This is a genomic window from Nocardiopsis aegyptia (assembly GCF_013410755.1).
Lineage (GTDB): Bacteria > Actinomycetota > Actinomycetes > Streptosporangiales > Streptosporangiaceae > Nocardiopsis > Nocardiopsis aegyptia.
In genome coordinates, this window is record NZ_JACCFS010000001.1 from 2,695,323 (window position 1) to 2,709,363 (window position 14,041).

General features: G+C 69.9%; 13 protein-coding genes. All 13 read right to left on the reverse strand.

Annotated features, from left to right (window positions below; translation table 11 throughout):
* Positions 1-10: 10 nt before the first annotated feature.
* Positions 11-310, reverse strand: coding sequence for an NADH-quinone oxidoreductase subunit NuoK (gene nuoK / locus HNR10_RS12000; protein WP_053617022.1), 300 nt, complete (start codon positions 308-310; stop codon positions 11-13).
* Positions 298-1,224: an NADH-quinone oxidoreductase subunit J gene (locus tag HNR10_RS12005; RefSeq protein ID WP_179823185.1), complete on the reverse strand. Its 927-nt coding sequence runs from the start codon at positions 1,222-1,224 to the stop codon at positions 298-300. Before HNR10_RS12005 ends, nuoK begins: the two co-directional genes overlap by 13 nt.
* Positions 1,221-1,769, reverse strand: coding sequence for an NADH-quinone oxidoreductase subunit NuoI (nuoI, locus tag HNR10_RS12010; protein ID WP_179823186.1), 549 nt, complete (start codon positions 1,767-1,769; stop codon positions 1,221-1,223). The genes HNR10_RS12005 and nuoI overlap by 4 nt, the downstream gene beginning before the upstream one ends.
* Positions 1,762-3,132: an NADH-quinone oxidoreductase subunit NuoH gene (nuoH, locus tag HNR10_RS12015; RefSeq protein ID WP_179823187.1), complete on the reverse strand. Its 1,371-nt coding sequence runs from the start codon at positions 3,130-3,132 to the stop codon at positions 1,762-1,764. The genes nuoI and nuoH overlap by 8 nt, the downstream gene beginning before the upstream one ends.
* Positions 3,129-4,526, reverse strand: a complete 1,398-nt coding sequence (iscB, locus tag HNR10_RS12020) for an RNA-guided endonuclease IscB (RefSeq protein ID WP_179823188.1) — start codon at positions 4,524-4,526, stop codon at positions 3,129-3,131. Before iscB ends, nuoH begins: the two co-directional genes overlap by 4 nt.
* Positions 4,527-4,870: 344 nt before the next feature.
* Entirely contained in the window at positions 4,871-7,330 is a 2,460-nt protein-coding gene (locus tag HNR10_RS12025) for an NADH-quinone oxidoreductase subunit G (RefSeq protein WP_179823189.1), read from the reverse strand.
* A complete protein-coding gene (gene nuoF, locus HNR10_RS12030) occupies positions 7,327-8,625 on the reverse strand; it encodes an NADH-quinone oxidoreductase subunit NuoF (RefSeq protein ID WP_179823190.1) in 1,299 nt (432 codons plus the stop codon). The genes HNR10_RS12025 and nuoF overlap by 4 nt, the downstream gene beginning before the upstream one ends.
* Entirely contained in the window at positions 8,622-9,329 is a 708-nt protein-coding gene (gene nuoE / locus HNR10_RS12035; protein WP_312889219.1) for an NADH-quinone oxidoreductase subunit NuoE, read from the reverse strand. Before nuoE ends, nuoF begins: the two co-directional genes overlap by 4 nt.
* Complete coding sequence (locus tag HNR10_RS12040; protein ID WP_179823193.1) at positions 9,326-10,621, reverse strand: NADH-quinone oxidoreductase subunit D; 1,296 nt, start codon at positions 10,619-10,621, stop codon at positions 9,326-9,328. The genes nuoE and HNR10_RS12040 overlap by 4 nt, the downstream gene beginning before the upstream one ends.
* Before the next feature lie 52 nt (positions 10,622-10,673).
* Positions 10,674-11,408 (reverse strand): NADH-quinone oxidoreductase subunit C, encoded by a 735-nt coding sequence (locus tag HNR10_RS12045; protein ID WP_179823195.1) that lies wholly within the window; start codon positions 11,406-11,408, stop codon positions 10,674-10,676.
* A 1-nt stretch (position 11,409) separates the two neighbouring features.
* A complete protein-coding gene (locus HNR10_RS12050) occupies positions 11,410-11,955 on the reverse strand; it encodes a NuoB/complex I 20 kDa subunit family protein (RefSeq protein ID WP_053617013.1) in 546 nt (181 codons plus the stop codon).
* 73 nt (positions 11,956-12,028) lie between these two features.
* Complete coding sequence (locus HNR10_RS12055) at positions 12,029-12,388, reverse strand: NADH-quinone oxidoreductase subunit A (RefSeq protein WP_121182320.1); 360 nt, start codon at positions 12,386-12,388, stop codon at positions 12,029-12,031.
* Positions 12,389-12,516: 128 nt separating this feature from the next.
* A complete protein-coding gene (locus HNR10_RS12060; protein WP_179823197.1) occupies positions 12,517-13,821 on the reverse strand; it encodes a geranylgeranyl reductase family protein in 1,305 nt (434 codons plus the stop codon).
* Between the last annotated feature and the right edge of the window lie 220 nt (positions 13,822-14,041).

Consider the following 14,041-nt stretch of genomic DNA (forward strand, 5'->3'; position numbering starts at 1 on the left):
ACGTCGCCTTCTAGTGCTTGAGCAGGTTCGCGTCATCGAGCGACGCGGACCTGCGGGTTCGGAAGATCTGCATGATGATCGCGAGTCCCACGACCACCTCGGCGGCGGCGACGACCATCACGAAGAACGCGATGACCTGCCCCTCGATGTCCCCGTGCATCCGGGCGAACGCCACGAACGCCAGGTTGCAGGCGTTGAGCATGAGCTCGACGCACATGAAGACGATGATCGCGTTGCGCCGGATGAGCACGCCGACCGCGCCGATGGTGAAGATCAGCGCCGCGAGGACGATGTAGTTCATCGGGTCCACGAGGACTCCACCTCCTGCCCGTTGCTGTTGCCGTTCTCCTCGGTCGCCTCGTCGGCCCGGTCGTCCTCGGCCAGGACCGGCCGGCCCTCCTTGGAACGGGTGGAGTCGGAGGCCCCGCCGGGCAGCGGCGGCCGCCCGGCCTGCACGTCACCGGGCACGCGCGACTGGTACTCCGGGTCGCGCGCGGTGAGCACCGGGTTGAGGGACAGGGACGAGACCGAGCCGTCCGGCAGCAGCGCGGGCATGTCGATCGCGTTGTGCCGGGCGTAGGTGCCCGGCCCGGGCAGCGGGGTCGGGTGGTCGCCGCGGACGCGGTCCTCGGAGATCTCCCGCTGGGTGCGGCGCTTCTTCGTGCGGGCGGTGTGCGCCAGGACCATGGCGCCCAGGACGGCCGTGATGAGCAGCGCCCCGGTGGCCTCGAACGCCACGACGTAGCGCAGCAGGAGCTCGCCCGCGATCCATGGGACGGTGCCGCCGGCGGCCGCGGCCCCGGCGGCGATGCCCTGCGGGTCGCCCACGACGATGCGGGAGATGCCGGTGGTCAGGGCGCCGACGAAGGCCAGCGCCACGATCGCGGTCATGACGCGCTGCCCGCTGAGCGTCTCCACCAGGGAGTCGGCCGAGCTGACGCCGATGAGCATCAGCACGAACAGGAACAGCATGAGCACGGCGCCGGTGTAGACCACGATCTGGACGACCATGAGGAACGGCGCCTCGTTGATGCCGTAGAACACGGCCAGGCTGACCATCGTCAGGGCCATCGACATCGCCGAGTGCACGGCCTTGCGGGAGAAGACCACGCCCAGGGCGCCGAGGACGGCCACGGTTCCGAGGATCCAGAACACGGACGCCTCGCCGCCGCCGATGGGCGCGGCCGCCGCGGTCACGGCGGAGGTGGTGGCTGCGGTGTTCAACGGACCGCCTCCGCGCTCTCCGGCCGGTCCTGCGTCCCGTGCTGGCCGCGTCCGGTCGCGTAGTAGTCCTGCTCGTCGTCGCCGAGCCGCATCGGGTGCGGCGGCGCCTCCATGCCCTCCTTGAGGGGGGCGAGCAGCTGCTCCTTCGTCCAGATCAGGCTCTGCCTGCTGTCGTCGGCCAGCTCGTACTCGTTGGTCATGGTGAGCGCGCGGGTCGGGCAGGCCTCCACGCACAGCCCGCACAGGATGCAGCGCAGGTAGTTGATCTGGTAGACGCGGCCGTAGCGCTCACCGGGCGAGTACCGGTCGTCGTCGCTGTTGTCACCGGCCTCGACGTAGATGGCGTCGGCCGGACAGGCCCAGGCGCACAGTTCGCACCCGATGCACTTCTCCAGACCGTCGGCCCACCGGTTCAGCTGGTGCCGGCCGTGGAAGCGCGGCGCCGTGGGGCGCTTGACCTCCGGGTACTCGATGGTCGGCACCTTCTTGAACATGGTGTGGAAGGTGACGCCGAATCCCTTGACGGGGTTGAGCCACTCAAGCACCGGTAACCTCCTCACCCTTCTTGTTGCTGTCGCCGCCGACGGCCGCGGCCGTCCTCGGCGGTTCGGCGAGCACGCTGCTGCCGTAGTGCGGGGCGGTGCTCGGGGGCACCGGGAAGCCGCCGAAGGCGGGATCCTTGTGGGCGCGGCGCGCGTTCTCCGCACGCAGGCGGGCGTCCTCCTCGCGCTCGCGGCGCGCGTGGCGGGCCCAGGAGTAGAAGGCGGCGATCGTGGCCGCCGAGAACCCGGCGACGACCAGGCCGACGACCACCGGGGAGGCGTCCTCCAGGATGAGCATCCGGACGACGGCGACCGCGGTGATCCACACGAGCTGGATGGGGATGAGCACCTTCCAACCGAGCTTCATGAGCTGGTCGTAGCGCACCCGGGGCAGGCTGCCGCGCGCCCAGATGAACAGGAACATCACGCACAGGAACTTGAGCAGCCACCACAGGGCGGGCCACCAGCCCTCGTTGGCGCCGGGCAGGATCGCCGTGACGCCGGGCGGGGCCAGCCAGCCGCCGAGGAAGAGCGTGACGGAGACGGCGGCGACCGTCACCATGTTCACGTACTCGGCGAGGAAGAACATCGTGAACTTCATGGACCCGTACTCGGTCATGAAGCCGCCGACGATCTCGCCCTCGCCCTCGGCGAGGTCGAAGGGGAGCCGGTTGGTCTCGCCGACCATCGTCACCAGGTAGATGAGGAAGGACGGCAGGAGCAGCACGGCGAACCAGAGCCCGCGCTGGGACTCCACGATCCCGGAGGTCGTGAGCGTCCCCGACATCAGGAAGACCGCGACGAAGGACAGGCCCATCGCGATCTCGTAGCTGATCACCTGCGCGGAGGCGCGCAGGCCGCCGAGCAGGGCGTAGGGCGACTGGGAGGCCCAGCCGCCGAGCACGAACCCGTACACGCCCAGGGCCGCGGTGGCCAGGACGACCAGTGCGGCGATGGGCAGGTCGGTGAGCTGGAGCGGGGTCACGACCCCGAACATGTTCACCTCGGGACCGACCGGGATGACCGAGAACGCGATGAACGCGGGCACGGCCGCGATCATCGGTGCGGCGATGTAGACGAACCGGTCGACCCCGCGCGGGATCAGGTCCTCCTTGAGGGAGAGCTTGATGCCGTCGAACAGGGACTGCAGGAGGCCGAAGGGCCCCATCCGGTTGGGCCCGTGGCGCTGCTGCATCCGGCCCATGACCTTGCGGTCGGCCATGATCATCATCAGCACGCAGACCATCAGGAAGACGAAGATGGCCACGGCCTTGATGGTCGTGATCCACCACGGGTCCTGCCCGAAGGCGGTCAGGGTGCGCTCCGAGGCCAGGTGGACCGCGTGCGGAGCGAGAGCGGGGGTCACTGTGCCCCCTTAAAGGACGCCCCGTTGTTCACGGCAGGGAGAAATTCGGAACGTGACAGATCGGCCAGAACAGGCTGGTCCGCCGTCAAGCTTGGGTTATGCACGGGGCTTTCCTCCCGAAGTGCGTAGCCGTAGCCGTCCGCGCGCTGGAGGAGGCGGACGTGTCGGTGGTTGATCCCGGCCTGACGGCCGGTCGCGGTGGTGATGTCGAAGCTTCCCTTGGCCCGAACCAAAACACGTCCGGTGTGGGTGCCCTGCCGCTTCCCGGACGGGACGACCGCCCGTACGAGGTCGCCGGTGCCGAAGTCGTAGAACTGCTTACGCCGACTCAGGCGGAGCCGGGGAAAACCGTGCTTGTCGGACGTGGTCCGTGCGTATCTGCCGCGTCCAGTACAGGCCACGTGCAGAACTCGGCCGACAACCTCCGTAATGGAGTCGAGTTTGCCGACTGCGAGAGCATCGAAGCTGTGGGACTTGGAGAGACCGGTGCGAAAACGGTTCCACTTGGTGCGACCGCCCGAGGCCGTATGGGTGGGAAGGCGGGCATCAAGGGCGCGCCACAACGCCCACCGAGTAGAACTGACCGCGGCGGCGTCCAGAAGTGGTGCCTTCGCTTGCGCGGTGATGCGTGCAAGCGTCTTCGGACTGCTGGCGGACTCTCCTATCAGCCTGTCGCCCTTCGCCTGGTTGCACGGCATGCAGGCGAGTGTCAGGTTGGATACCCGATCGAAGCCGCCTCTGGAACGGGGGTAGATGTGGTCGATGTTCAACGGAACGCCAGTCGCGCCGCAGTAGCAACACGTTCGATCCCACTTGGCGAGCAGATACTCGCGGACCTCATAGCCGTGGAGGGTGCCGAACTGGTACTCAGCATTCTCCAGAGGCTTTCCGGCGCTGAGGGCGTGGGTGTCGAACGCGACCCGCTCCACGTGCACCGCTCGGACGGGTGCCCACCGGGCCAAACGGTGCACCCAACCCATCGTTGTATCCACTCGGTGTCGCAAGCTCGGGGCCAGCCAACCCCTGGGGCGAGTCCGGTTCTTGAACCTGGGTGACCGATAGCGCAGGTTCGCCGAGCGCCGCCGTCGCCGGTAGGCGGAACGCTGCCGGAGCCTCTTGCGAACACTGGAGCCGCGATGGTCGACCTGAAGGCTGTAGCGCCCCCGCCGCTCACCGGCTTCGGTAGTGAACACGGCGATACCGGTGTGCTTGGAACCGGGGTCGATACCGATCTCCACACCGTCGACCTCAGAATCCCCAGCAGTACGATCCTTCAGCCGAATGGTGAATGGGGTATGGCGTGCGACGACAGCGCGTCCCTTTGTCAGGAGCTTGCGTGCCCTGGCAGGTGAGCAGGGCTGCAACGGTGTCCCGTATCGATCCAGGACGAACACGAACGGATCAAGTGTGTAGGCCTCACGGCCTTGCTCCCCGTCCCTTGAGGGTTCGGGGGTGACGCCCCTGGAACCAGGTGAGGATCCAGGGGTCTCCCCTCGACCATGTCCCGCACCGGGTACCGTCGTGCGGTGTTCGAGCCCCGTTTCGTCCCCGATCCGAGGGGTGTCTGCTGACTCGAATTCGAGAGCATGCTGCTGAGGAAGCACAGCCTGGTCGGTCTGCTGTCCTACGCGGAACGTAGCCACCAAAGGTCACCTCCTCGATGGTGATGGCTTGGTCTGGTAACGGCGGTTTCCGACCGAAACGGTCGAAAGCCCGCTCCTACGGAGTCGAGATCCCGTTACTGCTGCCTCCCGGTGGTGTCGGACGCGGCCACGATGACCGTGGAGCCGGCGCCGCCGCCCAGGTCACGGCGGATGTCGCAGCCGTCGGCGTTGTCGGGGAGCCAGACCACGCGGTCGGCGACGTCGGTGACGACCGCGGGGACGGACACCGAGCCGAGCGGCCCGGTGACGTGCAGCGTTCCTCCGTCGGTGACGCCGACCTCGTCGGCCGTGGCCTTGGACAGGTACGCGCGGGCCCGGCGGGCGGTCCCGGCGAGGAAGGGCTCGCCGTCCTCCATCCGGCCGGTGCCGAGGAGCTGGCGCCAGGTCGACAGGACCGCCTGGCCGGGTCCGACCTCGGGGACGGGAGCCGGCCGGGCCGCGGGCGAGGCGGGCCGCTCGCCCGACCACGGCCCCAGGTCGCGCAGCTCCGCGTAGGCCGCCGCGGCGTCGGGCAGTCCCAGGTGCACGTCCATGGCGTCCGCGACGGCGGACAGGGCGCGCTGGTCGGACAGGGCACCCGGGACCTTGAGCGCGTCGCCGAAGGGCCGGTGGCGGCCCTCCCAGTCGACGAACGTGCCGGACTTCTCGGCGACGGCGGCGACCGGCAGGACGACGTCGGCGCGGTCGGTGATCTCGCTGGCCCGCAGTTCGAGGCTGACCACGAACGGCACCCGGGCCAGGGCGGCTCGGGCGGCCGCGGGGTCGGGCAGGTCGTCCAGCTCCACCCCGGCGATGACCAGGGCGTCCAGGTCGCCGGCGGCCGCGGCCTCGATGATGGCCGCGGTGTCGCGGCCCGGGGTCGCGGGCAGCGAGCCCACGTTCCAGGCGCGGGCGACCTCGGCGCGCGCGGCCGGGTCGGCGACGGGGCGCCCGCCCGGCAGCAGGCCCGGCAGGGCTCCGGCGTCGATCGCCCCGCGCTCGCCCGCGCGGCGCGGGATCCACGCCAGGCGCGCCCCGGTCCGCCGGGACAGGGCCGCGGCGGCGCTCAGCGCGCCGGGGACGGCGGCGAGGCGCTCGCCGACGAGGATGACCGCGCCCTCGCCGCCGAGGGCCTCGACCACGTCGGGGTGTTCGACGTCCAGGGCGTTGAGCGTGCGGGCCTCGTCGCCCGGGACCGTCCGCACGAGCGAGCCGTCGGTCTTGGTCAGGCCGAGGCTGGCGTGCGAGGCGATCGAGTGGACGCGCACCCCGTTCTTGCGGGCGCCCTTGCGCAGGCGCAGGAAGACCAGGGGCGACTCGTCCTCGGGCTCGAACCCGGCCAGGAGCACGGCGGGCGCCTTCTCCAGGGCGGTGTAGTCCACGTCGACGGGGGTTCCGGCGACGTGGGCGGCCAGGAAGTCGGCCTCCTCCGCGGAGTGGGCGCGGGCGCGCAGGTCGATGTCGTTGGTGCCCAGGGCCACCCGCGCGAACTTGGCGTAGGCGTAGGCGTCCTCGTAGGTGAGGCGCCCGCCGGTCAGGACGCCGACCCGGCCGCGGGCGGCGCCCAGGCCGCGCGCGGCGATCGACACCGCCTCGGACCAGGAGGCGAACTCCAGGGCGTGGGACTCGTCGTCGCGGACCAGGGGGCGGGTGAGGCGGTCGGACTGGGTGGCGTAGGTGAACGCCCACCGCCCCTTGTCGCAGTTCCACTCCTCGTTGACCTGCGGGTCGTCCCCGGCCAGGCGGCGGGTGACCTTGCCGCGCCGGTGGTCGGTGCGCTGGGCGCAGCCGGAGGCGCAGTGCTCGCACACGCTGGGGGTGGAGACCAGGTCGAAGGGGCGGGACCGGAACCGGTAGGCGGACCCGGTGAGGGCGCCGACCGGGCAGATCTGGACGGTGTTGCCGGAGAAGTAGGAGTCGAAGGACTCCCCCTCGGCGATGCCGACCTGTTCCTGGGCGCCGCGCTCCATCAGTTCGATGAGCGGGTCGCCGGCGATCTGCGCGGCGAAGCGCGTGCAGCGGGCGCACTGGATGCAGCGCTCGCGGTCGAGCAGCACCTGGCTGGAGAGCGCGATCGGCTTGGGGAAGGTGCGCTTGACGTCGACGAAGCGCGTCTCGCCCTGCCCGTTGGACATCGCCTGGTTCTGCAGGGGGCACTCGCCGCCCTTGTCGCAGACCGGGCAGTCCAGCGGGTGGTTGATCAGCAGGAACTCCATGATCCCGCGCTGGGCCTTCTCCGCCACCTCGGAGGTCAGGTGGGTGTTGACCACCATCCCCTCCATCACGGTGATGGTGCAGGAGGCCTGCGGCTTGGGCATGCCCCGCCCGTTGCCCATGTCGGGGATCTCCACCAGGCACTGGCGGCAGGCCCCGACGGGGTCCAGGAGCGGGTGGTCGCAGAACCGGGGGATCTGGATGCCGAGGAGTTCGGCGGCCCGGATCAGCAGCGTGCCCTTGGGGACCCGGATCTGGAATCCGTCGATCGTGACGGTGATGAGGTCCTCGGGGGGCGGCGCGGCCGCGGCGCCGCCGGAGGAGTTGGAGGTGACGGTCACTTGTTCCCTCCCCAGAGGGTGGCCTTGGAGTGGTCGAAGGGGCAGCCGCCCTTGTCCACGTGGTCGATGTACTCCTGGCGGAAGTGCTTGATGGAGGACATGACCGGGCTGGTCGCGCCGTCGCCGAGGGCGCAGAAGGAGCGGCCGAGCAGGTTGTCGCAGATGTCCAGGAGCTTGTCGAGGTCGGCTTCGGTGCCCTCGCCGCGCTCCAGGCGGTCCAGGACCTGGACCATCCAGAAGTTGCCCTCGCGGCAGGGCGTGCACTTGCCGCAGGACTCGTGGGCGTAGAAGGCGATCCAGCGGCCGACCGCGCGGACGACACAGGTCGTCTCGTCGAAGATCTGGAGTGCGCGGGTGCCGAGCATGGACCCGGCGGCGCCCACCGACTCGAAGTCGAGCGGTGTGTCCAGGTGCTCGTCGGTGAAGATGGGCGTGGACGAGCCGCCGGGGGTCCAGAACTTGAGCCGGTGGCCGCCGCGGATGCCGCCCGCCATGTCGAGCAGTTCGCGCAGGGTGATCCCGAGCGGTGCCTCGTACTGGCCGGGGTTGGTGACGTGCCCGGACAGGGAGAAGAAGCCGAATCCGGCGGACTTCTCGGTGCCCATGGACGTGAACCACTCGGCGCCGTTGGCGACGATGCCCGGGACGCTGGCGATGGACTCGACGTTGTTCACCACGGTGGGCGAGGCGTAGAGCCCGGCGACGGCGGGGAAGGGCGGCTTGAGCCGGGGCTGGCCGCGGTAGCCCTCCAGGGAGTCCAGGAGGGCGGTCTCCTCACCGCAGATGTAGGCGCCCGCTCCGGCGTGCACGACGACGTCGAGGTCGAAGCCGCTGCCCTGGATGTCCTTGCCGAGGAGTCCGGCCTCATAGGCCTCGGCCACGGCCCGGCGCAGGCGGCGGATGACGTGGACGACCTCGCCGCGCACGTAGATGAAGGCCTGGCTGGACTTGATCGCGTACGAGGCGATCGCCACGCCCTCCACCAACACGTGCGGGTTGGCGAGCATGAGCGGGATGTCCTTGCAGGTGCCCGGCTCGGACTCGTCGGCGTTGACGACGAGGTAGCGCGGGTTGGGGTTGTCCTTGGGCAGGAACCCCCACTTCATCCCCGTGGGGAACCCGGCGCCGCCGCGGCCGCGCAGGCCGGACTGCTTGACCAGGTCCACGATGGCGTCGGGGTCCATCGACAGGGCCTTGGTCAGGGCGGAGTAGCCGCCGGTGGCCTTGTACCCGTCGAGGGTGAAGGAGTCGGTGCGGTCCCAGTCGCGGGACAGGATCGGGGTCAGGGTGGTCACTTGGCGCCCTCCTCACCCTGCTCGTCGGGGCGTGCCGGGAGGTTGTCGGGGTCCGGGGACCGCCAGCCGCGCTCCTGGGCGAGTTTCAGCCCGGCGAGCGAGGGGCCGGCCGCCTGGACGCCCTCGCCGGCGCGGCCGTCGTCGAACCCGGCGAGCACGCGCGAGGCCTGCTTCCAGGTGCACAGGCTCGACGGGCCGCGGGTGGGGGCGACGTCGTTGCCCAGGCGCAGGTCGTCGACCAGCTGCTTGGCGGTCGCGGGCGTCTGGTTGTCGAAGAACTCCCAGTTGACCATCACGACCGGCGCGAAGTCGCAGGCCGCGTTGCACTCGACGTGCTCCAGCGTGACCTTGCCGTCCTCGGTGGTCTCGGCGTTGCCGAGGTCCAGGTGCTCCTTGAGGGCGGCGAAGATCTCGTCACCGCCCATGACGGCGCACAGGGTGTTGGTGCACACGCCCACCTGGTAGTCGCCGCCGGGGCGGCGGCGGTACATCGTGTAGAAGGTGACCACCGCCTTGACCTCGGCGAGCGTGATGTCGAGCTGGTCGGCGCAGAACCGCATGCCGTCCTCGCTGACGTGCCCCTCCTCGGCCTGCACCAGGTGCAGCAGCGGCAGGAGCGCCGACCGCGCCTTCGGGTAGCGGCTGATGATCTCCTTGGCGTCCTGTTCCAGACGCGCGAGGACCTCGTCGTCGAATGCGCTCACCGGTCCACGCCTCCCATCACGGGGTCGATACTGGCCACGGCCGCGACGACGTCCGCCACCGTCCCGCCCTCGCACATGGCGGCGACCGCCTGCAGGTGCGTGAACGAGGGGTCGCGGAAGTGCACGCGGTAGGGGCGGGTCCCGCCGTCGCTGACGGCGTAGCAGCCGAGCTCGCCCTTGGCGCTCTCGACGGCCGCGTAGGCCTGGCCCGCGGGGACCCGGAAGCCCTCGGTGACCAGCTTGAAGTGGTGGATGAGGGCTTCCATCGAACCGCTCATGATGTGCGCGATGTGGTCCGGGGAGTTGCCCAACCCGTCGGGGCCGAGCGCCAGCTTGGCGGGCCAGCCGATCTTGGCGTCCTCGATCATCACCGGGCCGGGCTTGAGCCGGTCCAGGCACTGCTCGATGATCTTGAGGCTCTCGTGCATCTCGGCGATGCGGACCCGGTAGCGGGCGTAGACGTCGCCGCCGTCGGAGACGGGCACGTCGAACTCGTAGTTCTCGTAACCGCAGTAGGGCTTGGCCTTGCGCAGGTCGAAGCCCAGTCCGGAGGCGCGCGCGAGCGGCCCGGTGACGCCGAGCGCCATGCATCCGGGCAGGTTGAGGTAGGCCACGTCCCGGGTGCGGGCGAGGTAGACGGGGTTCTCGTCCAGGAGCTTGCGCATGGTCTTGACGCGCTTGGGCATCTCCGTGAGCAGCTCGCGGATCTTGCCGACCGCGCCGGGCGGCAGGTCCTGGGCGACGCCGCCGGGCCGGACGTAGGCGTGGTTCATCCGCAGGCCCGTGATGAGCTCCAGGATGTCCAGGATCATCTCGCGCTCACGGAACCCGTTGGTCATGACCGTGGTGGCGCCCAGCTCCATGCCGAACGTCGCCATGGCCACGAAGTGCGAGGCCATCCGGTTGAGCTCCATGACCAGCACACGGATGACGCTGGCCCGCTCGGGGATCCGGTCGGTGATGTCCAGGAGCTTCTCGACCGCCAGGCAGTACGCCGTCTCGTTGAAGAGCGGCGTGAGGTAGTCCATGCGGGTGACGAACGTGGTGCCCTGCGTCCACGTCCGGTACTCCATGTTCTTCTCGATACCGGTGTGCAGGTAGCCGATACCGACGCGCGCCTCGGTGCAGGTCTCACCGTCCAGGGTGAGGATCAGCCGCAGGACGCCGTGCGTGGAGGGGTGCTGGGGGCCCATGTTGACCACGAGGCGCTCGGCGCTCGTGGCCTGGGCCTTCTCCACGACCTCGTCCCAGTCGCCGCCGGAGGCGTCGATGTAGTCCTCGGTGACGCTCATGCCGTGTCCCCCTTCGGAGCGGACTGGTCGGTGGTGGGCCGTTGCGCAGGGCTCACTTGTAGGCCCTCCGTTCGTCCGGCGGGGGCACGGTGGCGCCCCGGTACTCGACGGGGATGCCGCCGAGCGGGTAGTCCTTGCGCTGCGGGTGGCCGTGCCAGTCGTCCGGCATCTGGATGCGGGTCAGCGCCGGGTGGCCGTCGAAGACGATCCCGAAGAAGTCCCAGGCCTCGCGCTCGTGCCAGTCGTTGGTCGGGTAGACCGACACGATCGACGGGACGTGCGGGTCGTCGTCGGGGCAGGTGGTGGCGACGCGGATCTCGCTGTTGTGCGTGATGGACCGGAAGTGGTACACCGCGTGCAGCTCGCGGCCGGCGTCGTCGGGGAAGTGCACGCCCGCCACGCCGGTGCACAGCTCGTAGCGCAGGGCGGGGTCGTCGCGCAGCACGCGCACCAACTCCACCAGCGCCTCGCGGCGTACGTGGAAGGTGAGCTCGCCGTGGGCGACCTCGACCCGCTCCACGGCACCGGCGGTCTCCCCCAGGGCGGCCTCCAGGTCGTCGGCCACCCGGTCGAAGTCGGCCGTGCGCGGGTCATCGGGGTCGGTGAAGGGGCGGCTGCTCGCGGCGGGAGCGCTCCCCCGCACCTGGAGCCCGCCGAACCCGGAGGTGTCGCCGGTGGTGGTGGCGCCGAAGAGGCCGGTCCGCTTCACGGGTGCGGCCAGCCGCTCGCGGCCGAGCCGGTCGGGCAGGTTCTCGGCGGCCTCGTCGCGCTCGTTCTCGTTGCTCATGTCAGTCCTTGCTCACCAGCGGCAGCGAACGGCGGAGCATCCGCTCCTCGGTCTCGTCGATCTCCAGCTCCCGGTGGGCGCCGAGCTTGGTGTTCTGCACCTTGTCGTGGAGCTTGAGCACCGCGTCGAGCAGCATCTCCGGCCGGGGCGGACAGCCCGGCAGGTACATGTCGACGGGGACGATGTGGTCGACGCCCTGGACGATGGCGTAGTTGTTGAACATGCCGCCGCTGGAGGCGCACACGCCCATGGCGATGACCCACTTGGGCTCGGGCATCTGGTCGTAGATCTGCCGCAGGACGGGCGCCATCTTCTGGCTCACGCGCCCGGCGACGACCATCAGGTCGGCCTGGCGCGGGGTGGCGCCGAACTTCTCCATGCCGAACCGCGCGAGGTCGTAGTGCGGGCCGCCGACCGACATCATCTCGATGGCGCAACAGGCGAGACCGAACGTCGCGGGCCACATGGAGCTCTTGCGGGCCAGGCCCACGACCTGCTCGACGGTCGTGAGCGCGATGCCGCTGGGGAGTTTCTCCTCGAGTCCCATCAGCTGCTGACCTCCTCGGGCCGGTTGCGGTACGGGTGGCTGGGAAGGGGAACGTGCTCTGCCGGCGTTCGGGTCAGTCCCATTCGAGGCCTCCGCGGCGCCATTCGTAGGCGTAGGCGATGGAGACGTTCACCAGGAAGAGGATGATCGCGATCAGGCCGAACCAGCCGAGGGCCTCGAAATGCACCGCCCACGGAATGAGGAAGATGATCTCGATGTCGAAGACGATGAACATCATCGCCGTCATGTAGTACTTGACGGTGAAGCGGCCGCCGCCCGCGGGCTGGGGCGTGGGCTCGATGCCGCACTCGTACGCCTGCATCTTGGCGCGGTTGTAGCGCTTGGGGCCCAAGACCGCCCCGGCCACCATCGACACCACGACGAACGCGGCACCGATCCCGCCGAGAACGAATATCGGGGTGTAGAGCTCCAACGGTCACCCTCCTTCTGGCTGGTCGGCACGTGCGGACGTGCTTGTGAACGTTTTCACGGGCTTCCCCGCGTGGGGGATTCCTTCCGGTCGTGCGGTGGGACGCGAGGGGCCTACCCGGCCCGGGGCCCCTAGGCCGCGGGCGCGATCCTGGTCAGTCCGTTGATCACTCGGTCCATGGCGTCACCCTGGGTGGGCTCGGTGAGGTTGGCGAGCATCTTCAGCGCGAACTTCATCAGCGTGCGCTGGCGGAGGCCGTACTTGGTCGCGTACTTCATGAACTCGGGCTGGCCGATGACCTTCACGAAGTAGCGGCCCAGCGTGTAGTAGCCGCCGTAGGTGTCGGAGAGCACCTCGGGGTAGCGCAGCAGGGCGCGCTCGCGGGTCTGCTGGGTGGGACGCCCGTGCGCCTGCACGATCACGTCGGCGGCGATGCTGCCGGCCTCCATGGCGTAGGCGATGCCCTCGCCGTTGAAGGGGTTGACCATGCCGCCCGCGTCGCCGACCAGCAGCAGGCCGCGGGAGTAGTGCGGGACCCGGTTGAAGCCCATGGGCAGCGCCGCGCCGCGGATGCCGCCCTTCTGGTTGTCCTCGGTGAAGCCCCACTCCTGCGGCATGCTGTCGGTCCAGCGGCGCAGGAGCTTGCGGTAGTCCACGTCCTGGAAGGAGCGGGTGGAGTTGAGGATGCCGAGACCGACGTTGCTGGTGCCGTCGCCGACGCCGAAGACCCAGCCGTAGCCGGGCAGGAGGACGTCCTTGTCGCCGCTGCGGTCCCACAGCTCCAGCCAGGACTCCAGGTAGTCGTCCTTGTGGCGGGGGCTCTCGAAGTAGGTGCGCACGGCCACGCCCATGGGGCGGTCGTCGCGCTTGCGGATGCCCATGGCGACGGACAGCCGCGAGGAGTTGCCGTCGGCGGCCACGACCAGCGGTGCCCGGAAGGCCACGGGCTCGCGGTCGGCGTTCCTGGCGTGCACCCCGACGATGCGGTTGCTGCGCTCGTCCATCAGCGGGCCGGTGACGGTGGTGCGCTCCAGCAGCTTGGCGCCGGCGGAGACGGCCCTGCCGACGAGGATCTCGTCGAAGTCGTAGCGGGTGCGGACGAGGCCGAACCCGGGGTAGGAGCCGAGGTCGGGCCAGGGGAGCTCCAGGCGGGCTCCGGCGCCGACGATGCGCAGGCCGTGGTTCTTGATCCACCCCTCGTCCTCGAAGGTGATCCCCATGGCCGTCAGCTGCTTCACCGCCCGCGGGGTGAGTCCGTCGCCGCAGACCTTCTCGCGCGGGAAGGAGGTCTTCTCCAGCAGGAGGACGTCCAACCCGGCCTGAGCCAGGTAGTAGGCGGTCGTGGATCCGGAAGGGCCGGCGCCGACGACGATGACGTCGGCGTCGTACTCGATCCCTTCCCGGCCTCTGGGAGAGGAGGTGGCTGTCTCGCTCACGGGGTGGTCCTCGACTACTCGCGCGGTGCACCGTGGCGGGCCTGTGCGGGGTCGACCCGCTCACGGGGGTGTGCTTCGGGGCGGTTGTGTGCTGCGGACACATCCCACAGGGGTGGTGTGTGATGCGCCTCGTGGCCTTGTGAAGCACTTCACAAGCCCACTTTTCGCAGTCTAGACCCTCCGGAGCCGCGTGGCGACCCCCGGGGTGCCATTCCCCACG